At 60.9% G+C, this 20,585-nt stretch carries 18 protein-coding genes and 2 pseudogenes; 14 read left to right on the top strand and 6 right to left on the bottom strand.

Annotated elements, in window-relative coordinates:
- Nucleotides 1-336 precede the first annotated feature (336 nt).
- Nucleotides 337-1,101, top strand: a complete 765-nt coding sequence (locus G9U53_RS32155; protein WP_030537783.1) for an acyl-ACP thioesterase domain-containing protein — start codon at nucleotides 337-339, stop codon at nucleotides 1,099-1,101.
- A 149-nt stretch (nucleotides 1,102-1,250) separates the two neighbouring features.
- On the opposite strand, the gene G9U53_RS32150 is transcribed toward G9U53_RS32155, so the two are convergent.
- Together G9U53_RS32150 and G9U53_RS32145 are read right to left on the bottom strand one after the other, a co-directional pair.
- The gene (locus G9U53_RS32150; RefSeq protein ID WP_030537784.1) at nucleotides 1,251-2,432 is read right to left on the bottom strand and encodes an ATP-binding protein; all 1,182 of its coding nucleotides are present in this window, start codon (nucleotides 2,430-2,432) and stop codon (nucleotides 1,251-1,253) included.
- Nucleotides 2,429-3,187 carry a response regulator transcription factor gene (locus G9U53_RS32145; RefSeq protein ID WP_030537785.1) on the bottom strand — a complete coding sequence of 253 codons (759 nt, stop codon included), beginning with the start codon at nucleotides 3,185-3,187 and terminating at the stop codon, nucleotides 2,429-2,431. The genes G9U53_RS32150 and G9U53_RS32145 overlap by 4 nt, the downstream gene beginning before the upstream one ends.
- Before the next feature lie 140 nt (nucleotides 3,188-3,327).
- On the opposite strand from G9U53_RS32145, the gene G9U53_RS32140 reads away from it, so the two are divergent.
- From G9U53_RS32140 to G9U53_RS32115, 6 genes are all read left to right on the top strand, one after another.
- On the top strand, nucleotides 3,328-3,597 hold the full coding sequence (locus G9U53_RS32140; RefSeq protein WP_030537786.1) for a membrane protein: 270 nt from the start codon (nucleotides 3,328-3,330) through the stop codon (nucleotides 3,595-3,597).
- Nucleotides 3,598-3,678: 81 nt separating this feature from the next.
- A complete protein-coding gene (locus tag G9U53_RS32135; protein WP_030537787.1) occupies nucleotides 3,679-5,262 on the top strand; it encodes a multicopper oxidase family protein in 1,584 nt (527 codons plus the stop codon).
- A 514-nt stretch (nucleotides 5,263-5,776) separates the two neighbouring features.
- The gene (locus tag G9U53_RS32130; protein WP_030537788.1) at nucleotides 5,777-6,004 is read left to right on the top strand and encodes a heavy metal-associated domain-containing protein; all 228 of its coding nucleotides are present in this window, start codon (nucleotides 5,777-5,779) and stop codon (nucleotides 6,002-6,004) included.
- Nucleotides 6,005-6,052: 48 nt separating this feature from the next.
- Entirely contained in the window at nucleotides 6,053-8,356 is a 2,304-nt protein-coding gene (locus G9U53_RS32125) for a heavy metal translocating P-type ATPase (RefSeq protein ID WP_047270630.1), read from the top strand.
- A 363-nt stretch (nucleotides 8,357-8,719) separates the two neighbouring features.
- Nucleotides 8,720-11,185: a heavy metal translocating P-type ATPase gene (locus G9U53_RS32120; protein ID WP_019747368.1), complete on the top strand. Its 2,466-nt coding sequence runs from the start codon at nucleotides 8,720-8,722 to the stop codon at nucleotides 11,183-11,185.
- A gap of 38 nt (nucleotides 11,186-11,223) precedes the next feature.
- Nucleotides 11,224-11,934: a DUF305 domain-containing protein gene (locus G9U53_RS32115; protein ID WP_029537721.1), complete on the top strand. Its 711-nt coding sequence runs from the start codon at nucleotides 11,224-11,226 to the stop codon at nucleotides 11,932-11,934.
- Nucleotides 11,935-12,756: 822 nt separating this feature from the next.
- Here G9U53_RS32115 and ccsB read toward each other — a convergent pair.
- From ccsB to G9U53_RS32100, 3 genes and pseudogenes are all read right to left on the bottom strand, one after another.
- Nucleotides 12,757-13,734, bottom strand: coding sequence for a c-type cytochrome biogenesis protein CcsB (gene ccsB, locus G9U53_RS32110; RefSeq protein WP_019747365.1), 978 nt, complete (start codon nucleotides 13,732-13,734; stop codon nucleotides 12,757-12,759).
- 1 nt (nucleotide 13,735) lies between these two features.
- Nucleotides 13,736-15,361 (bottom strand): cytochrome c biogenesis protein ResB, encoded by a 1,626-nt coding sequence (locus G9U53_RS32105; RefSeq protein WP_054186706.1) that lies wholly within the window; start codon nucleotides 15,359-15,361, stop codon nucleotides 13,736-13,738.
- A pseudogene (locus G9U53_RS32100) lies at nucleotides 15,358-15,627 on the bottom strand (cytochrome c biogenesis protein CcdA); the annotation flags it as partial. The pseudogene G9U53_RS32100 and the gene G9U53_RS32105, both read right to left, overlap by 4 nt.
- A 541-nt stretch (nucleotides 15,628-16,168) precedes the next feature.
- On the opposite strand from G9U53_RS32100, the pseudogene G9U53_RS32095 reads away from it, so the two are divergent.
- From G9U53_RS32095 to G9U53_RS32085, 3 genes and pseudogenes are all read left to right on the top strand, one after another.
- Nucleotides 16,169-16,821: pseudogene (locus G9U53_RS32095) on the top strand (CBS domain-containing protein); the annotation flags it as partial.
- Nucleotides 16,822-16,876: 55 nt separating this feature from the next.
- On the top strand, nucleotides 16,877-17,281 hold the full coding sequence (locus G9U53_RS32090) for a MerR family transcriptional regulator (RefSeq protein ID WP_064444868.1): 405 nt from the start codon (nucleotides 16,877-16,879) through the stop codon (nucleotides 17,279-17,281).
- Nucleotides 17,278-17,586 (top strand): hypothetical protein, encoded by a 309-nt coding sequence (locus G9U53_RS32085; protein WP_064444867.1) that lies wholly within the window; start codon nucleotides 17,278-17,280, stop codon nucleotides 17,584-17,586. Before G9U53_RS32090 ends, G9U53_RS32085 begins: the two co-directional genes overlap by 4 nt.
- A 136-nt stretch (nucleotides 17,587-17,722) precedes the next feature.
- Here G9U53_RS32085 and G9U53_RS32080 read toward each other — a convergent pair whose 3' ends face one another.
- The gene (locus tag G9U53_RS32080; RefSeq protein ID WP_082920753.1) at nucleotides 17,723-17,950 is read right to left on the bottom strand and encodes a DUF4229 domain-containing protein; all 228 of its coding nucleotides are present in this window, start codon (nucleotides 17,948-17,950) and stop codon (nucleotides 17,723-17,725) included.
- A gap of 267 nt (nucleotides 17,951-18,217) precedes the next feature.
- On the opposite strand from G9U53_RS32080, the gene G9U53_RS32075 reads away from it, so the two are divergent.
- The 4 genes from G9U53_RS32075 to G9U53_RS32060 all read left to right on the top strand — a co-directional run.
- On the top strand, nucleotides 18,218-18,859 hold the full coding sequence (locus G9U53_RS32075) for a TlpA disulfide reductase family protein (RefSeq protein WP_064444865.1): 642 nt from the start codon (nucleotides 18,218-18,220) through the stop codon (nucleotides 18,857-18,859).
- Between the two features lie 26 nt (nucleotides 18,860-18,885).
- Nucleotides 18,886-19,500, top strand: a complete 615-nt coding sequence (locus G9U53_RS32070; RefSeq protein WP_187781754.1) for a TlpA disulfide reductase family protein — start codon at nucleotides 18,886-18,888, stop codon at nucleotides 19,498-19,500.
- Nucleotides 19,497-20,303 (top strand): cytochrome c biogenesis CcdA family protein, encoded by an 807-nt coding sequence (locus G9U53_RS32065; RefSeq protein WP_064444863.1) that lies wholly within the window; start codon nucleotides 19,497-19,499, stop codon nucleotides 20,301-20,303. The genes G9U53_RS32070 and G9U53_RS32065 overlap by 4 nt, the downstream gene beginning before the upstream one ends.
- A 47-nt stretch (nucleotides 20,304-20,350) precedes the next feature.
- Nucleotides 20,351-20,585, top strand: a 235-nt coding sequence (locus G9U53_RS32060; RefSeq protein ID WP_165639925.1) for a cytochrome c biogenesis protein ResB, incomplete at its 3' end; no start/stop codon positions are given.

Raw genomic sequence — 20,585 nt, 5'->3', positions numbered from 1 at the left:
GCGCGAACGCGCGGGTGGGCACTGCGGCGAGACGAGGCGCTTCGAGGCCGAGCCGAGGAATATGGGAATTCCATGGTGCCGCAACGATCTTGGGCACACTCAAGAAGGACCTGGAAAGGACATCGAACGTCAACCGGCAATCGCGCGGACAGTGTAGTAGTTTGCGAGACTGGATAGGCTCCTTGTTCACCATGTTCGGAGACCGGGCACGGACTACTGGGTACGACTGCGGCAGACCCGGCGGCTGATGCGGGACTGGGCGTAGGGATCGCACTACGTTGCAGCAAGGGTGTGCAAAGTATCGAAGCGAACAATCACATCTAAGGGATCTGCAAAATGGAAGCTGACGCGATGCGCAACCACCGCCTGGTGGATTTGCCGACCAATGGCGCGGTGTTCGAAACCTCTCGGCCGGTACGGACGGGAGATATCGACGTCTCCGGGACGGTGCGACTCGATGGCGTTGCACGTTATCTGCAGGACATCGGTTTCGACGATCTCGATGCGAGCGGCGCAGCGGCTGCCCACCCGGTGTGGGTCGTGCGCCGCACAGTCATCGATGTCATTCGTCCGGTCAGCTGGCCGGCTCGTGTGCGCATGCGCAGATGGTGCTCGGGGTTGTCGAGCAGGTGGTGCACGATGCGTGTCCGCATCGAATCCGACGGCGGCGGCTTGATCGAGACCGAAGGATTCTGGATAAATCTCAATCCGGTCAACGGGATGCCTTCCAGGATCGAAGAGAGTTTCATGGCCGGACTCGGTTCGACCGCCAACGATCACCGATTGAAGTGGAAACCCTGGCACACCGCTCATCCGGGCGATGGGGAGGAAACGACATTCGTCTTACGATCGAGCGATATCGATCCGTTCAACCACGTCAACAACGCCACGTATTGGCAGCCTGTCGAAGACCTGATCAGAGATTGGGCCGGACCCCGAAATCCACTCCCCTACCGAGCGATTCTCGAATATCGCTCTCCCATCACCGCGGGAAACGACGTGACCGTGCGGTATCACAGTTCAGGGGAGAGCCTGAGTAGTTGGTTCCTGGTCTCGGGTTCGGTGTGCGCGAGTGCCTACGTCACAGCGATCGAAGTGTAAGTCCCCGGGCCGGGTCACCTCTGCGCTCTGGTCTCTTGAATCGTCATTGATCGGTTCACCTCACGAGTTCTTGACCAGGTGTGCCGGTAGCGGCGGGGTGAGTGGGTGTTCCCGGAGCGTTTCCATTACCTCGAATGTCGCGTCGAATGTCACGCATCGACAGTTCCCCGGCAGTCGATGTGCCGCCCTTTCGGACGATGTACTGGCAACGCGATAACGAAGGTGGTGCCTTGCCCGGCTCCGTCACTCGCGGCGGTGATCTGTCCACCGTGTGCTTCGACGAGTGCTTTCGCGATGGACAGTCCGATCCCTGCCCCTCCGTGAGCACGATCGCGTGCTGCGTCGGCGCGATAGAAACGCTCGAACAGATAGGGGAGGTGCTCGGCGGCGACTCCATCGCCTTCGTCGGTGAGTGTGAGGATGAACCGATCCCCTTTCACCCGTCCCCGCACCTTCACTGTGCTCTGTGATCGACTGTGGCGCAGTGCGTTGTCGAGCAGATTGCTCAACACTTGCCCTATGCGCTCCGGGTCCAGCCACACCGACGGCAGATTTCCGGGGACGTCCACGCTCAGAATGACTGCTTTCGTGTCGTATCGTTCTTCGTGCGCCGCTACCGCTGAGCTCACCAGTACCTCAGGTCTGGTCCATGTCGGTTCGATTGCAGCTCGATTCGTCTCGGCATCGGACAGCGCCGAGACGTCGCCGGAAAACCGTGCCAGACGTCGGGTCTGATCTCTGAGCATCGCAATGGTGTGATCATCGAGAGCTTCCACTCCGTCTTCGAGCGCTTCCATGAATGCTTCGAGAACAGCTACCGGCGTCCGGATCTCGTGCGCGAGATCTGCCAGCAACCGTCGACGCATCGACTCGGCAGACTCGAGACGGACCGCCATTTCGTTGAAGGCCGTCGCAAGTGCGTCGAAGTCGTCACCGAGCTGCGGCGGCGGGACTCTGGCCGCGTAGTTTCCCGCCGAGACTGCCGTGGCGGCAGTTGACACCGCAGTCACCGACCGCTGCAGCCGACGACTGAGATACCAGGTCACAGCCAGCGCGCACAACGCAGCTGCGCCGATCGCCACGGACAACGAGACCGCAGTTGCCGAGCGATATGCCTGCTCGGCATGCATTTGCTCCTCAGACATCGGAGGCACGCCCGCGCGGCGCAGATGCTCGCGGAACAAACTCGGACCGACAGTGACTGCAACGACCCATGAGGTGGCCGCTCCTGCCACCAAGACCAGCGTTTGGGCCATCAACAAACGCACGCCGACACCGAGTCCTCGGCGGGTACGCCCCTGATGAGACGAAAGTTCTTCCAGGGTAGTCATTTTCCGGAACCCATTCGGTACCCGATGCCGCGCACGGTATTGACATACAAAGGCGCGGCGGGATCATCGCCGAGTTTGCGGCGCAGATGACCGATATGAACATCGACAAGATGTTCGTTCCCCGTCCACGCAGGACCCCACACTGCTTCGATCAGTTGCCGACGGCTGAACGCCATCCCCGGCCGAGCGGCCAATGCCGCCAACACGTCGAATTCCGTCCGAGTCAGCAGAACCGGTTTCTCGGCGACCGAGACCTCTCGCCCGGCAACGTCGATCCTGAGCACCCCGAACGTCATTGGCGGACTCTCCTCGTCTCGGGTTACCGCTCTCGCAGTTGTACCGTGCGCGACTCCGCTGCGGGGTCTGCGCATCATCGCGCGGATCCTCGCTACCAACTCTCGGGGGCTGAACGGCTTGCTCATGTAATCATCGGCACCGACAGAAAGCCCGACGATGGTGTCCACTTCCTCACTGCGAGCAGTCAGCATCACCACGTATGCATCCGAAAATGTACGAAGTTCCCGGCATACCTCGATGCCGTCGATACCGGGCAACCCGAGATCGAGGACCACCACATCAGGATCGACCTCACGTGCCAGGGCGAGAGCGTCGAAACCGTTGTAGGCCACACTCACCTCGAATGACTCTCGTTCGAGGTAACTCGAGATGATCGAGGCCAGTGGGCGTTCGTCGTCGACGACCAGTGCCCGAAAACCTGCGTACCCGTCGGTTGACCGTGTTGACGTACTGTCCATGCCACCATCGTGGACTGCTCAGTCGCCGCTGCGCACGCGATACACGGTATGCGGTCACCTCTTCAGCGAATCTTCATAGAAAGCACACCGATCCCAGAGGGTTCGGCGAGCACTGTCGAAGGTGAGGAGAGTGAACGGACATGATGTGGTGGAGCGAGAATTCGGGTTATGGAATGGGTTGGGTCAGCTGGATTCTGATGGCGCTGGCGATGATCGCATTTTGGGGGTTGGTCATTGCGGCCCTACTTGCTTTGTTTCGTCCCAGGCGCAGTACCCGCAGCGAACTCCGTGGTACGAATGCGCAGCATCTGTTGGATGAGCGCTACGCCCGCGGCGAGATCGACGATGACGAGTATCGCTCCCGCAGTGAAGCTTTGGATCGATCCTCTCGTCGACACGAGAGTCGTTGACCTCTGCCGCACGCGCGCCCCGGGCTCGGTGGCGTATCAGTTCCGTTTCTCCACAACGACTAGACAAGGACAATCACAATCATGGCTATTGCGCCGTTCACAGGATCGGCTTTCAGTCGACGTACGTTTCTCGCCGCCACGGCGGCGGGGGCGGGTGGCCTGGCGTTGACCGCATGCACCACCAGCGGATCGTCCAACCCGAACCCCCCGCCGTTCGACAAGAATGCCATCACGTCCGCTGAGGCAGCGCGCCCGCATACCGGTCGCACCGTGGACTACACGCTCAATCCGCAGGGTGCCGATATCGATCTCGGCGGCATCACGGTGCGCACTCTGGCATACGGCGACAGTGTTCCCGGTCCGTTGATTCGCGCGAATGTCGGTGACGAGTTGGCGATCACCGTCAACAACGGACTCGATCATCAGACATCGGTGCATTGGCACGGCATCGCGCTTCGCAACGACATGGACGGCGCCATGCCGGCAAGCCCGAACATCGAATCGGGGCAGAACTTCACATACCGGTTCTCAGTACCTCATTCGGGAACGTATTGGGCTCACCCGCATGTCGGTCTCGACACCGACTACGGCCTGTATCTCCCCATCGTCGTCGACGACCCCCGCGAGCCCGTCGACTACGACGCCGAATGGATCGTGGTTCTCGACGACTGGACGGATGGAGTCGGCACGAGTCCGCAACAGATCCTCTCCGACCTTCAGTCCGGAAACGGCATGGGTTCGATGGGCGGATCCGGGATGGGCAACATGCCTGGCATGGGTGGAATGAACCACGGGTCGGCCGAAACCACGCTGCCCGCCACCTCGGGTGGCCCTAACTCGGTAGAATCAAGCGCTCTGCTCGGTGGGGACGCGGGTGACGTCAGCTATCCGTACTATCTGATCAACGGGCGGATAGCTTCTGCACCGACAACTTTCTCGGCCGCTCCCGGTCAGCGTGTGCGTATTCGCATCATCAACGCGGGTGCGGATACCGCTTTTCGAGTCGCCCTTGCCGATCACGTGATGTCCGTGACCCATACGGACGGTTTTCCGGTCGTACCGACAGAAGTCGATGCGCTTCTCCTCGGCATGGGTGAGCGCTACGACGTGATCGTCACGGTCAAGGACGGTGTATTCCCGCTCGTCGCCGCGGCCGAGGGTAAGAACGCTCAGGCTCGGACGCTGCTGCGTACAGGCTCGGGCGCTGCGCCCGACGCGTCGTTCCTCCCTCGGGAATTGGCAGGTCGAGTGGGCACGGTCGAGTCGTTCACTGCAGCCGAAAGTGTCGTTCTGCCGCGAAGCGATGGCACCGGTGTCGATCTCGTGGCAGACCTCGGGGGGGACATGATGAGCTACCAATGGACGATCAACGGTCGGAACTACGACCAAACCGAACCTCTGACCGTCAAAGAAGGGGACCGAGCCCGGCTCACGTTCACCAACATGACGATGATGTGGCATCCCATGCATCTGCACGGGCATACGTTCCAAGTGGTCAAAGGTGACGGCGGTGTCGGCCCTCGTAAGGACACAGTCATCGTTCGTCCGATGGAATCTGTCGCTGTCGATCTCATCGCCGACAACCCGGGCGACTGGATGCTCCACTGCCACAACGGATATCACCAGGAGTCGGGTATGATGACCCGCTTGGGCTACATCGTCTGACACGTGGAGACGTCCGAACACACGATCACACCAGCACGGGAGGCGCGACCTGATTGGGCCGGCATCTCATTCGATGCCTCTTCCTACCCCGTTCGGCGAGGTGAGATTGTGGCCGCCCCGGCATCGGGTCAGCGTCCCGGAATCCCCGGCCTCTGCCCTGCCGCTGGACTGGGATCGAAATCCCGCGAACGGCGCAACTGCCCATGGCTCCGGTGTACACCTGGCGACACTCCACGGGCGCTCGAAATTCGACGTTCTCTGCGCGGGCGAATACACGAGGGAGAATCCGACCAAATGTCCGACGGAAGTAGTCGAGGCGCAGCCTTGACTCACCTTCTCCTAACGCGAGTATAGTAGAAACAGGTACCCCCCTGGGGTACCAGACGGGAAGGGAATCATGAGCGGTCAGACTAACTCGCAGCCGAATCTACTCGATAAGACGCAACGCGGCTGTGGATGCAACTCGACGAAGAAATCACCCACGACATCCGCGCCCACCCCTACGGAGGACATCATGTCTGCAACCAACAACACGTTCGCGGTCACCGGCCTCACCTGCGGGCATTGCGTCGGCGCCGTCACGGACGAGCTGCGCGCCCTCCCCGGAGTGAGCGAGGTCGAGATCGATCTCGTCGCCGGAGGAGTCTCCACCGTGACCGTCACAGCTTCAGCGCCACTGACCGAGGAACAAGTAACTGCCGCGCTCGACGAAGCCGGCAACTATCATCTCGCGAACATCTGACCGGGCGCCCACACCGCCAGCGTAGGCAGGTCAGGAGAGGTACATCTGATGAGCACCCTGGACAACACGACCGTCGCTGCCGAGTCCGCACACAGTGTCGAACTGGTCATCGGCGGCATGACCTGCGCCTCCTGCGCCGCGCGAATCGAAAAGAAGCTCAACAAGATCGACGGCGTCACCGCGACAGTGAACTACGCGACCGAAAAGGCGAAGGTCGATTTCACGGGTGCGGTAGCACCTGAAGACTTGATCTCCACCGTCGAGGCAACGGGATACACCGCCACCTTGCCTGCCCCCAAGGGCTCGTCCGGAGAGGTCGGCACTACCGACGGGGTGGACGCCCGAATCCAGGACGAGGCTTCGCAACTGCGGACCCGACTGCTCGTCTCGCTCGCATTGACTGTGCCTGTGGTCGCATTGTCGATGATCCCGCCATTGCAGTTCACGAACTGGCAGTGGCTGGCCTTGACGCTCGCATCTCCCGTCGTCGTCTGGGGCGCACTCCCCTTCCACCGCGCTGCACTGACGAATGCCCGACACGGCGCGGCAACAATGGACACTCTGATCTCGGTGGGGGTGTCGGCGGCCTACCTGTGGTCACTGTGGGCGTTGTTCTTCGGTCATGCCGGAATGGCCGGCATGAAGATGGAGTTCAGCCTGTTCCCACAGCAGGAGGGCGGAGCGGACCACATCTATCTGGAAGTCGCTGCTGCGGTCACCGTCTTCATACTGGCGGGGCGATATTTCGAAGCCCGCGCCAAGAAGCAGTCGGGTGCAGCCCTACGCGCACTGATGGACATGGGAGCCAAAGACGTAGCGGTGTTGAGGGAACACACCGAGATCCGAATTCCCACCGAACAATTGGTGGTCGGTGACATCTTCGTCGTACGCCCCGGCGAAAAGATCGCGACCGACGGCATCGTCACCGACGGCACATCTGCGGTGGACGCCTCCATGCTGACCGGCGAATCCGTGCCAGTCGAAGTGCGCCCTGGCGACGCCGTTGTCGGCGCCACCGTCAACGCTGGAGGGCGACTCCTCGTTCGAGCAACTCGTATCGGCGCCGACACTCAGCTCGCTCAGATGGCACGACTGGTCGAAGATGCACAGAACGGCAAGGCTCAGGTCCAACGTCTCGCCGACCGCATCTCCGGAATCTTCGTCCCGGTCGTCATCGTTCTCTCACTGATGACGTTGGGTGCGTGGCTTTTGACCGGTCACTCGATGGTGACGGCGTTCACCGCCGCCGTTGCCGTGCTGATCATCGCGTGCCCCTGTGCATTGGGGTTGGCAACACCGACGGCGCTGATGGTCGGAACGGGCCGCGGCGCCCAGTTGGGGATTCTCATCAAAGGCCCCCAGGTTCTCGAATCCACCCGTCAGGTCGACACCATCGTGCTCGACAAGACCGGGACCGTCACCACCGGGCGCATGAGTGTCGATTCGACAGTCGGCGCAGATGGCGAGAATATCGACGAATTACTTTTTGTCGCAGGAGCGTTGGAGGACGGCTCCGAACACCCGATCGCGCAGGCCATCACTCTTGCAGCTCGGGCTGACGGCCGGCCGTTGCCGAGAATCGAAGGTTTCTCCAACCACGACGGCCGAGGCGTCTCCGGTGTCGTAGACGGCCGAGCCGTTGCTATAGGTCGGCGAACCTGGTTAGAGCAGGACTGGTCTCTCGTCGCACCCAAGAATCTGGAAGTGGCCGCACACGACGCGGAAGCCGACGGAAAGTCCCCGGTGTGGGTTGCGTGGGACGGTTCGATCCGCGGAATCGTGGTCGTTTCGGACACTGTCAAGGACACCTCGAAAGAGGCCATCACTGCATTCCGAACCTTGGGACTACGTCCCATCCTGTTGACCGGCGATAATGCTCGCGCCGCCGTCGCCGTCGCAAAACAAGTGGGGATCGAAGCCGCCGATGTCATCGCCGAAGTCTTGCCCGCGGACAAAGTAAGCGCCGTCAAAGACCTCCAAAGCCGTGGGTATACAGTCGCTATGGTCGGTGACGGTGTCAACGACGCCGCTGCTCTGGCACAAGCAGACTTAGGTCTGGCCATGGGCACCGGCAGCGATGTCGCCATCGAAGCCTCCGATCTCACCCTTGTCCGAGGCGACCTGCGCTCCGCCGCAGATGCGATCCGTCTGTCGCGCTCGACGTTGAAAACCATCAAAGGGAACCTTTTCTGGGCCTTCGCCTACAACGTGGCGGCGTTGCCTCTGGCGGCGCTGGGGTTGTTGAACCCGCTGATCGCCGGCGCTGCCATGGCTTTCAGCTCCATCTTCGTCGTCACGAACAGTTTGCGCCTACGACGATTCACCAGTCATGCCACAAGCTCCGATCACTGATTTGATCCCGAATTCGACTGCCCCGATGACCTTCCGTCTGCCCTGAACTCTTCGGACGCGATGTGCGGGAGAGGTCCCACTGTCCACCCGCAACGAATCCAAAGGTTTCACTTCACGACGACCACCATCACGGACGAGGGCAGTCGTCGACTGCTTGGGACACCATGGTCCTTCATCGAATCTTCACCAAACATCTAACCAAGGCATATCCGCCACCGGCAGGCTCAGTATTGAGACACACGTGGACCCCACAACATCACGCCCCAGAGGTGCCGACGATCTGCCACAACACGGGAACATGCCACCGAGGTATCCGCACAGTCGCTGCCGCAAGAATGGCGGTCACAACGAGAGGGCGCAGAGATGAATCGAACCACCGTTCTCGAAGTACAAGGATTGCAGTGGGCGACATCGAAAGCCGCAGTCGAATCAACTCTCCTTCGCCGACGTGGCGTCGTCTCTGCTGAGGCCAACGTCCTCAACCAAACTGCCACGGTCACCTACGACCCGGCTGCAACCTCGATACCCGAACTGTCCCAATGGATCCGGGACTGCGGCTATCACTGCGCAGGGCGATCAGTGCCCTCCCACAGCTGCGACCCCCTCTCCGAACCAAACGACAGCACCAGCGCCACGCCCTCTGAATACCACGTTCATTCAGACCACGCCGACACATCAACCGACGCACCGGTCGAACACCCCGGCGAATCTCCTCACGGCGAACACACAGCGCACGAACCACATGCTCAACACTCTGCACAGGACATGATGGGGCACGGAGGCGCCCACGCCGGAATGTCGATGGACGACATGGTCCGGGACATGCGAAATCGCTTTCTCGTCGCTCTCGTTCTGTCCATTCCGATCATGCTGTGGTCCCCGATGGGGCGCGACATGTTCGGATTCACAGTTCCCGCCCCGTTCGGACTCCGCGACGACGTATTCACCCTGATACTGAGCTTGCCAGTGGTGTTCTACTCGGCCTGGATCTTTTTCGACGGCGCTTATCGGGCTCTGAAGGCCCGCACCCTCGACATGATGGTCCTCGTTGCCGTCGCCGTCGGGGCGGGTTGGCTCTACAGCGTCGCCGTCACCTTCACCGGCGGCGGCGAGGTCTTCTACGAGGCCGCGTCGGTGCTGACGGCTTTCGTCCTGCTCGGACATTGGTTCGAGATGCGAGCCAGAGGTGGAGCCAACGACGCGATTCGCACACTGCTCGAACTGACCCCGCCATTGGCAATCGTGTTGAGAGACGGCGAACCCGTCGAAGTTCCCACCGCCGACGTTGTCGTCGGAGACCTGTTACTGATCCGACCAGGCGGCAAAGTCCCTGTCGATGGAACGGTCGAGAGCGGAACTTCCGAAGTCGACGAGTCAATGGTGACCGGGGAAAGCCTTCCCGTATCCAAAGAACCGGGATCCGCAGTCATCGGGGCTTCCATCAACACGACGGGCACACTTCGCGTCCGAGCAACCAAAGTCGGTGCCGACACCGCCCTGTCCCAAATAGTGGCGTTGGTCCAGGAAGCGCAGAACTCGAAAGCGCCGGGGCAACGGTTCGCTGATCGGGCCGCGTTCTGGCTCGTCCTTGTTGCTCTGATCGGCGGCACCGGCACCTTCCTTGTCTGGTGGGCGGCGGGTGCAGGAGTGCAGACCGCGCTTCTGTTCGCAATCACCGTCGTTGTCATCACCTGCCCCGACGCTCTCGGTTTGGCCACGCCCACCGCCATCATGGTCGGCACCGGACTCGGAGCTCAACGAGGAGTGTTGTTCAAAAATGCCACCGCGCTGGAATCCTCGGCGCGCATCGAGACGGTAGTGATGGACAAGACCGGCACCCTCACCAAAGGCGAACCCGAAGTCACCGACGTCGTCGTCGACGGTATCGGCACCGATGAACTCCTTTCCCTTGTGGCCGCGGTCGAACGCGAGTCCGAACACCCCCTCGCCGGCGCGATCGTCCGCTACGCGGCCGAACGCGGCGCCCCGGAAGTTCCACTCACAAATTTCCGTAATGTGCCAGGTCACGGTGCGGCTGCGGAGGTGGACGGTCGTCGAGTGGCGGTAGGCAACCGCAAACTGATGATCGCCGAAAACGTCGACTTCGGCACATTGATGGGCACACGCGACGACCTCGCAGCCAGCGGGCGAACAGCAGTACTCGTCGCCGTCGACGGACACGGCGTCGGGGTGATCGCACTCGCCGACGCTGTCCGAGAGACTTCCGCCGCCGCAGTGGCGGCGCTGCACGACTTGGGCGTCGAAGTCGTCATGCTCAGCGGCGACAACGAAGCCACCGCACAGCGCATCGCGGGCCAGCTCGGTATCGATACCGTCATCGCGGAAGTGCTCCCCGGCGACAAAGCCGCCAAGATCGTCGAGCTGCAAAATGCCGGCAAAAAAGTTGCAATGGTCGGGGACGGAGTCAACGATGCTCCCGCGCTCGCACAAGCGGACCTCGGTATCGCCATCGGCGCAGGTACCGACGTCGCAATCGAAACAGCGGACCTCGTGCTGATGCGGTCGGACCCACTCGACGTACCGGTCGCACTACAAATCGGGCGAGGCACCCTCCGCAAGATGCGACAGAACCTCGGATGGGCCGTCGGGTACAACGTCATCGCCCTCCCCATCGCCGCTGGAGTCTTCGAACCCTCCCTCGGACTTGTACTTCGCCCAGAGATCGCAGCGCTGTCGATGTCCGGGTCCAGCTTCATCGTCGCCGTCAACGCACTACTGCTGAAGCGACTACGACTCCCTTCTCCCCCGGATCAACACCGGCCTTCACCAAGCACTACCCCGAAGACGACCTCACAGAACGCCTCATGACCGGACAACCGATCTCCCAACGAAAGGGTTTCCCCGATATGAAGAAGATCCTCGCAATCAGCGCTGCAGCAACTGCGGCACTATTCGTCCTCACCGCATGTAACAGTTCCAATTCCGATGGAACCACCTCCACACCGATGTCAATGAGTGTCGAGTCCAGTAGCTCGGCGGACGCGAGCACTCATAATCAGGCAGATGTGACATTTGCCGAGCAGATGATCCCGCATCACAGTCAAGCCGTCGAGATGAGCGACATGCTCCTCTCCAAAGACGGTATCGACCCCCGAGTGACAGCGTTGGCTGAACAGATCAAAGCGGCGCAGGGCCCAGAAATCGAGCAGCTGCAGGCCTGGTTGACCAGCTGGGGACAGAGTTCGTCCTCCTCTGGCATGGATATGCCGACCACCTCTCACAACATGGAAGGCATGACACCCTCCAGCAGCATGAACATGCCGATGCCCTCCACCAGTATGAACATGCCCATGCCCTCCGAAAGCATGGGAACGATGCCCGGCATGGAGGGGATGATGTCCGCCGAGGACATGACTGCACTGCAGAATGCGCAGGGAACAGATGCCGCGAAACTGTTCCTCACACAGATGATCGACCATCACCGCGGAGCAGTCGCGATGGCGCAAACTGAAGTTGATTCCGGACAGTATCCAGAAGCGATCTCCATGGCGCAGAACATCATCCGCACGCAAAACGAGGAAATCACCACCATGGAAGACATTCTCGCCACGCTGTGATCACAACTTCAGGCGGTCGTTACCGAGATCTCACTCGGATGTGAGCGCACGCGGCTCGGTGTCTCTGCTCGACGAGGATCCCGGCAGAGGCACCGAGCCTTCTCGGCGACAGGCCAATACCCCTCTGAGGACGCCGAACAGTCTGGAGGCAACCTCATGTGGAGGGATTGGTCATCATCCGCCGATATCTGGAGATCAGCGTGCGCGGGTCACATTCGTCGTTCCTCAAGACGAGGATGGAACGCGAACACAAAGGAACCGACGCCTGAAACCGAGCCGAATCGATTCATTTACATCCTGAAACGGTTCAGGCGCAAACCGTGCCCATCGACCAGCGAGGGACTGATCGGGTACGCGAACGAGAACAGACGACGTGGAGGTCGCAATGCAAGACGTTCGGCGGGGGATGACCGACTCCGAGCTGATCGCGGAGGCGTACCGACTCGAAAGCCAGCCGGCACTGAGCAGGTGCGACCATATCAGATTGACAGTGATACACGATGAACTCGAGTGCCGGCGCAGGTTGCCGGGCAAAAATACTCCCTGACGCGCCCCACAACGACTACCTTTCGGGTAGGGGCCAAGTGTGCACGATTCACGTTTGATCACCTCGTACAGAAAGCAATATCAGAATGGGTTTGCCGGTCCGCTCGGCGGCGCAGTTCCAGCCGTCCAGTGACCGATAGTCGAACGCAAATAGTTGTTTTGCAGCGGGTTTCACTCGAATTGCCCAGCGTGAGCCGCCTCGGGTCGCGCCGGCCCTTTGCAGGCGCGGTGCTCCCCTGAGTTTTATGTTCCGCGTCGCTTTCACCCAGCTCGCTCTCAGTTGAGTCCGGCGTATGAATGGAGGCCGGAGACGACCATATTGATGATGAAGAGATTGAACAGCATTGCGACGAAACCGGCGATGTTGATCCAGGCGGCACGGGTATCGCGCCAACCAGAAGTGGCGCGCGCGTGCAGATACGCGGCGTAGATCACCCAAGCGATGAAGGAGACCGTTTCCTTGGGGTCCCACCCCCAGAACCTACCCCAGGCCGCTTCCGCCCAGATGGCTCCCAGAACCACTCCCGCCCCGAAGAGCGGGAAGGCGAAGATCGTTGTCTTGTAAGCCAATCGATCCAACACGTGCGCCTCGGGTAGGCGCCGCAACCATGTGCCGAGCTTCGAGTCGACACCACGGTCGTCATATCGGACTCTGAGCAGAAACAACATGCTCGATACGCCCGAGATCAGGAACACCCCACTACCGATCGAGACGATCGAGACGTGGATCGGAAGCCAATACGATTGTAGGGCAGGAACGACGGGGGCGGCATTCGCGTACAGGACAGTTCCTGCCACGAACATGAGAACGAGGATCGGTATCAGAGCGAAGACCCACAGTGTTCGCAGATCAGGTCGCCGTAACAGCAGCAGTCCGGCGAGTACTGCTGCCGCGCATGTCAAGGTGACGAATTCGTACATGTTGCCCCAGGGCACTCGTTGCGTCGCTACCCCACGGAGGACGAGCGCACCGAGATGGAACACGAATGCGACTACTATCAGAGACAACCCCATGTTGCCGAGCCGATCCGACATCGATCGGGGAGAAGATTCGACGATACGCCCAGGGGCTCTCGCATCGGGTGCGGTCGGTACAGGACCAGCGTTGACGCCCACCCTCGCAGTCGGCGTGAGCGACTGTGTGCGTACCGAGGCGAGTTGCGCGCAGAAGAGAATAAGGGCAAGTAGATATACGAGGAATGCCGTGCCGTAGCTGAGATCGCTGTATCGGGAAAGGGTTTCATTGATCGTCATGTCACTCTTCTCTGCGGGCGGGCTCTTCGGATTGCCAGATGCGTCTGTGCACGATGTCGAATTCTGCGCCCCATCCGGCGTGGTCCGTTCTCGCCAGTCCCCCGAGTTCGATCAGCGATACGGGACCCGGGCCTGATGTTGTCGAGGTGATTCGCACCCAAATTCTGCGACGCTTTATCACCAGTGACGTGATCAGGCCGGTAATCATGGTGACGGCGAAGACTAGTACCCAAATCTGTGCCGGGTCGTGGGAAACTTGAAGATTGGCGAATTCCTTTGCGCCGTCGAATGTCACGCGAGTGCCATCGGGCAAGTTCGACGATTCTCCTGGCCGTAGATTGACGCGCGCTTGCTTGGTGAGGCGGCCCTGGTTGATCATCTCGGTGTTGAGGCTGAAGATTGACTGTGGAATGCCGGTATCGAGACCTGTGTCCCCTTTGTAGATGTCGATGGCGACCGCAGGGTCGCGCATGTCGGGAAAGGCAGACGTGAGAAGGTTACCGTTGAATGCCGCTGTGGGTGCGAACAAACCCTCGACGGCGATCTGATTGGTGCGACGCTCCTCCGCTGATCCGTATGTCCCGCCTGGGGGGTCGAATCGCAGTGCGCCGCTGCTGAGGAAAGTGGTGGCGTCGTCCGGGCGGAATTGCAGTGATTCCGTCCGTGTCTGGCCGTCGGGGAAAGTGACAGTGAATTGGGGCGCGTATCCGTGTCCTGTCAAGTACACGCGTTCGCCGCCAATTCTCAGTGGGGAGTTCACTTTCAGTTGATAGTTGTTCCATTGACCGTCGTCTGTCGCGTCCTGTTGGTAGGAAATGTTGGAGGTGAACATCGAAGCTTGGCCATTGTCTAGATAGTCGGCGGCGAAGTCGTTGACCCTGATACAAAATGGTTCGAGACCGGTTCCGTCCGTCGCATTTCCGGTTTTGAACGAGTCGTAGACGGCGGGTGAGGTGTTGCAGAATCCGGGTCCTCCATCGGCGATGACGATGACGGAGCCCTCATATCCGAACAGCTTTCCGATCGCAATCGTAACCAGCAGTCCGAGGAGGGAGAAGTGAAAGAGGAGGTTGCCGGCTTCTCGGAGATAACCTTTTTCGGCCGAAAGCTCAGTTGTTCCGTCGTCTGTTGTTCGCACCGCGAGCCGCCATCGCGGCAATGCCGCACGGACGCGCTCGACTGCGGCTGTGGAATCTGCAGTCAGTTCCTGCGCGGCGTGGTGGTGCGGCAGGCGGGACAGATTGCGCGGCGCGCGGACCGGCGTGCTGCGGAGGGCTCGGAGGTGCTCTGCCAGGCGCGGGATCAAACACCCGATGAGTGAGACGAACAGCAGAACGTAGATGGCGGTGAACCAGGAGCTGGAAAAAACGTCGAACAGTTCGATCTTGTCCATCCACTGTCCGAGGCTGCCACGTGCTGCAATGTATGTGTTGACTTTGCCCACGTTGAGGTTTCGCTGTGGCAGGAGGGCGCCGGGTACTGCGGCAAGCGCGAGCAGGAACAGTAGCACCAACGCGGTACGCATCGAAGTCAGTTTGCGCCAGGTGTTGCGGACCAGCGCGATTGCTGGGCGGAAGAACGAGCGGTGGTGGGGCGCCTTCGTCTCGTGAGTGTCCTGTTGTGTCATATCGGTAGCACCACGTTGCTGACGAATTCGTCACGAATCCAGGAGACGAACAGTTCCCAGAATCCGGTCAACAATGCCAATCCCACGAGGATCAACATGACACCACCGAAGATTTGGATGCTTCGCGAATGTCGACGAAGCCATCCAACTCCGCGAAGCGCTTTCGATGAGCCGAAGGCGAGTGCGATGAACGGAAGACCCAACCCCAGGCCGCAGACTTGGCAGAATCGCACAACCTACAATTCCGTCTGGGATGCGCCGGACCCGCCGTACGCGTCATTGCCCGACCTCGGCGCACTGCGGTTTCGATCAGTCGTTCGTTCAGATCAGCATGCCCGTAGAGGTCGGCGAGGGCACACATTTACTACTATGCCCGATAGTAGTCAATGTTGTGTGGCTCAACGGGGAGTCGCCCGGAAATGAGGCTGCCGTCGGATGCCGGGATCGATACCGCGTTCCGCGGCGCTGAGTGATACGCCAAACCCCTCAGAGCGCAAGGGCTCGCTGACGCAACGAACATTGCCATGCCACCGAGCGAACACGTTGACGCATTGATCTGCTGACCGACCCTCCGGGGACGCGACTTCGCGCTCACGGCAACGCTTCTAGGTGCACTGGACCACGTGCGCGATAGATGGGCGAATGTATGGATACGCTCACCAAAGGCGGGGTCGACCGTGCATCCGCATTGAGCCTCTGCTCCGACGACCTCACAACCCGAACCGCTACGCCAGAAGTCGCCGAGCTTGAGAGTCGCCCCAAATGGCTCCCAAACTGGACCTTACATGCATAGGTGCGCATGTAACAATATCGGAGCGGAAAGAGGGCGCAGACAAGCGCGAGGGTGGGGAAATCCTTGACCGCGTCCACACCGACCCCGAGCTTGAGGCGGACGTTTTCGAAGAGCTCGACCCGGGCGCAAGGCCAACAAGCTGCTCGACGACATGAGCGACGTCGAGGTGGCCGGTGTGCTTGGTCTCATGCGCGCAGACGACGCCGCCGTCGCAGTCGCAGAGTTACGACAGTCCCGCCGTCGACGAGTGCTCGATCTGATGCCGGCCGGCCAACGCACGAAGGTGATCACACTAATGGGGTTCAATTCGTCCAGCGCCGGCGGCCTGATGAGCGTCGACGTCATCTCCTGCGCCGCCACCGCCACTGCGGCGCAGGCCCTGTCGGCAACCTCAGCAGCACGGTCCATGCAGCCCGAGGCTCCGCTGAAGGTGCACGTGCTCACCAACGCCGGCCGGCTGATCGGGGTGGCGTCGGTTATCCGACTGCTGCAATCGGAGTCGGTGACCCCGATCGTCGACATCATGGACACCGACCCTGTGCGCGTGACCCCCGTGGCGGACCTAACCGAGGTGGCGGTGCTGATGGTCGACTATAATCTCGCGACGATCCCGGTCGTCGACGATGCCGACCACGTCGTCGGCGTGGTCACCGTCGACGATGTCCTGCCGCCGGGTAGAACGACTTGACTCCGTAGCCGGGTACAAGGTTCACAATGGCAACATGCGTAGCAGTGAACTGGCCACCCGCGCCGGGGTGAACGTACAGACGTTGCGGTACTACGAACGGCGCGGACTCCTGCAGCAGCCTCCACGATCCGCCTCGGGATACCGCTCATATCCGGACGAAACTGTCGAAATTGTCCGGTTCGTCAAACGCGCCCAGGAACACGGCTTCAGCCTCGACGAAATCAACGAACTTCTCCATCTCGCCGGCGGCGGACCGGACGATTGCGACACAGCTCGGCGACTGGCGCAGACGAAGATCACCGAGTTCGACGAAAAGATCCGAGATCTGCAACGCATGCGGGCCTCGCTGACCGAGTTCGCGTCCACCTGCGCGCGACCGCGAGCGGACCGGCACTGCCCCATGCTCCAGACACTGCACACCGACACAGGACGACCATGATGAATCTCGAAATTCTGCAAGTCCCGGACTGCCCTAACGTGCCGATCCTCGAACAACGAATCGAGCACGCTCTTTCAGGCATGCCGATCGAATGGGAACTGCGCCGCCTGGTCATCGAGGATTCCCAATCAGCAGCACTCACGGGTATGGCCGGGTCTCCGACGTTGCTCGTCGACGGCCACGATCCCTTTGCCGAACCGGATCAGGTGCCGAGCGTGTCCTGCAGGCTCTACCGCGACGCCGCGGGCGCTGTCGACGGCGCTCCTACTGTGTCGGCGCTGAGGAGAGCATTCGGAATGGATTGACCAACGTGGACAGTCGTTGACTGCTGCTCCGAATTCGGCTTCGGCAGCAGCGATCGCCGTGACCTAGCCCCTTCCCGCGTCACACCGGGGGATGAAGGAAGTCTTCATCTATGCCGGCGTGACAGTGGGAAACTCTTCACGCGGTGCGCGACGCGCGACGCTTCTCATCTACGACCATCACCTCGTCGTTGATCCGGCGTCGCAACGATCGGAATGCGATCGCAGAGATGGCGAATCCGAGCAGCAAGGCCCCGAACAGTGACAAAGCGCCGGGGATTTCGAGGTCGAATACGGCGTTGATTCCCATGACGATCACTGCGAGCCCAGCGATCAGGGCGAGTCGAGCTGCGGTGTAATACACCATCAATCGCACAAGCTTCGACCGTGCAATTCGTGTCAATCGTGTCGGCGACGCTTGATGTGAATCCAGTGCTGGAATTTCGGGGCGAGCCGACGAGCTGGGTCGCCCCTCCGGGGCGGATTGACGTTTCACAGTGCTCGATTCAATAGTTGGACTCGGGCCCTCTGCCGCTGCTGAGCGAGGGCCGGTGGAAGAACCAATATAGCTACTATGCACAATAGTAGTTCAGTGTTGTTCCCCAATTCGCCGCACCATACTTGGAGGAAGTGCATGCAGGCACGGTCGCGATGGCTCATGTTCTTCTTGGCCGTGATCGCCCTCCTTGTCGTGGCAATCTGGCCTCGATCCACGTCAACCGAGGCCCACACCTCGACCCGGCCGCAAGTGCCCCCGGCCGCATCACAAGGGGAAGAAGAAGCTCCCAACTCGGGGCTTTCATCGTCGTCCGCGGCAGCGGACGTTTCCTGTCCAGTGGCCCCGGCGGCACCGCCCGTGAACGGAAAACTCCTGGGAATCAAAGCGACGTGTCTTGGCGAGAGCACTGAAGTCGACCTCGGCGCAGCGCTGTCCGGGGAACCCACCTTGATCAATCTCTGGGCATCGTGGTGTGGGCCGTGTCGATCGGAAATCCCAGTCCTGAACGATTACGCAGGCAGCCCCGGCGCGATCCGTGTGGTCGGCGTCAATGTCCAGGACGACATGTCAGCAGCACTAGCACTTCTCACGGACGCCGGCGTGCGCTATCCCTCGTTCGCCGCCATCGACGACGTCGGAATTGCACTGTCGGCGCCGCCAGTTCTGCCGCTGAGCTTCCTCGTCCAACGTGACGGGTCCGTCGACCAGGTCACAGCCCCCATGGTTTTCGAAAACACGGACCAAATACGCTTCGCTGTAAGTGAGTTGATGAAATGACCGTCCCCACACCCGCGCGACAACGGATGCACCGCACCCCGCGAGCGCATGCCCATCCCCTCTCACTCGTCGTTATTCTCACCGCGATCGTCGTCGCCGCGAGTGGGTGTGCAACCGGCACCGACGCAGTCGCTTCGGGTGCCAACTTTGATTTCGTCTCACCGGGAGGGCAAACCGATATCTTGTACGACCCACCCGAGTCGCGAAACATGATCGGCGTATTGGCCGGGCCTGACCTCATGGCCGAAGGTAACGACATTTCACTGACCGATTACGCCGGTCAGGTCGTCGTGATCAATCTGTGGGGGCAATGGTGCGCCCCGTGCCGGTCCGAGGCCGACGATCTCGAGCGCGCATACGAGGCAACCAAAGACCTCGGTGTTCAGTTTCTCGGGATCAATGTTCGGGATCCTCAACGTGACAAAGCTCAGGACTTCGTCGTCGACAACAGCGTGAGCTACCCCTCGATCTACGACCCGTCGATGAGGACCTTGACAGCGCTCGGCGGAAACTATCCGACAAGCGTGATTCCCTCCACCTTGGTGTTGGATCGCAGACAGCGCGTCGCCGCTGTGTTTCTTCGCGCACTTCTCACCGAGGATCTGCAACCGGTCATCGAGCGTGTGGCGGCCGAACGGTGAACGAACTCGCCCAAGGCATCGGGTCCAGCTTCCAGACAGCCGCCGCGAGCGGCCCGTTGCTGCTGGCCGTAGCGGCGTGTGTTCTCGCTGGTCTGGTGTCTTTCGCCTCACCATGTGTGGTGCCACTGGTTCCCGGATACCTGTCATATCTGGCCGGCATTTCCGGAGCGGACTCCCCTGCGGTTGCCCCTGCCAATGCGACCTCGAAACCCGTCGGAAGATGGCGGGTGACCGGGGCCGCAGCGATGTTCGTTGCGGGATTCACCGCAGTGTTCGTCCTCGCCACTGCCTCGGTATTCGGGGTGATCGGCACCCTTCGTATCAACGAAGCGCTGCTCCAACGCGTGGGTGGTGTGATCACCATCGTGATGGGGTTGACGTTCATCGGCTTCATTCCTGCCCTGCAGAAAGACGCACGGTTCGCCCCGCGGCGCATCTCATCCCTTGCCGGCGCTCCCTTGTTGGGGGGCGTGTTCGCGTTGGGTTGGACACCGTGTCTCGGCCCCACCCTCGCTGGGGTTATTTCGGTTGCGGCCGGAACTCAAGGCACGACAGCAGCGCGAGGGGTGATACTGATCGTCGCCTACTGTCTGGGATTGGGACTTCCGTTTATCGTGCTGGCGTTCGGGTCGGCGAAGGCGCTCCGCGGCGTCGGATGGCTCAAACGCCATTCACGGACGATTCAGATCGTCGGCGGAATAATGCTCGTCGCTGTCGGCCTGGCACTGGTCACCGGCGCGTGGGGCATGTTCATCGGCTGGTTGCGCAACGAATTCGTCAGTTCGGTCGTGTTGCCGATATGACAGATAGCGCCACCGCGGGAGCTCGCATCCGTCGCCTCCCGAGACTGATGATCCGAGAAAGCATTCGGCTACTGCGCCAGAATTGGCGCAGGTTGACATCGATGAGTACCGCGCTCGTGCTCCTGTTCCTCTTGGCGCTCGCAGCACTTCCCGGCGCTATGTTGCCTCAGCGAAATCTCAACGTACAGAAAGTTTCCCAGTACATCGCGGCGCAGCCAACCCTCGGCCCGCTATTCGACAAGCTGGAGTTGTTCGACGTCTTTTCCAGCTTCTGGTTCACTG

Origin of the sequence: Rhodococcus sp. D-46 (genome assembly GCF_011290655.1) — a bacterium.
Lineage (GTDB): Bacteria > Actinomycetota > Actinomycetes > Mycobacteriales > Mycobacteriaceae > Rhodococcus_F > Rhodococcus_F qingshengii.
Note: the sequence above shows the minus strand (reverse complement) of the source record. Positions and strands in the feature narration are given on the sequence as shown.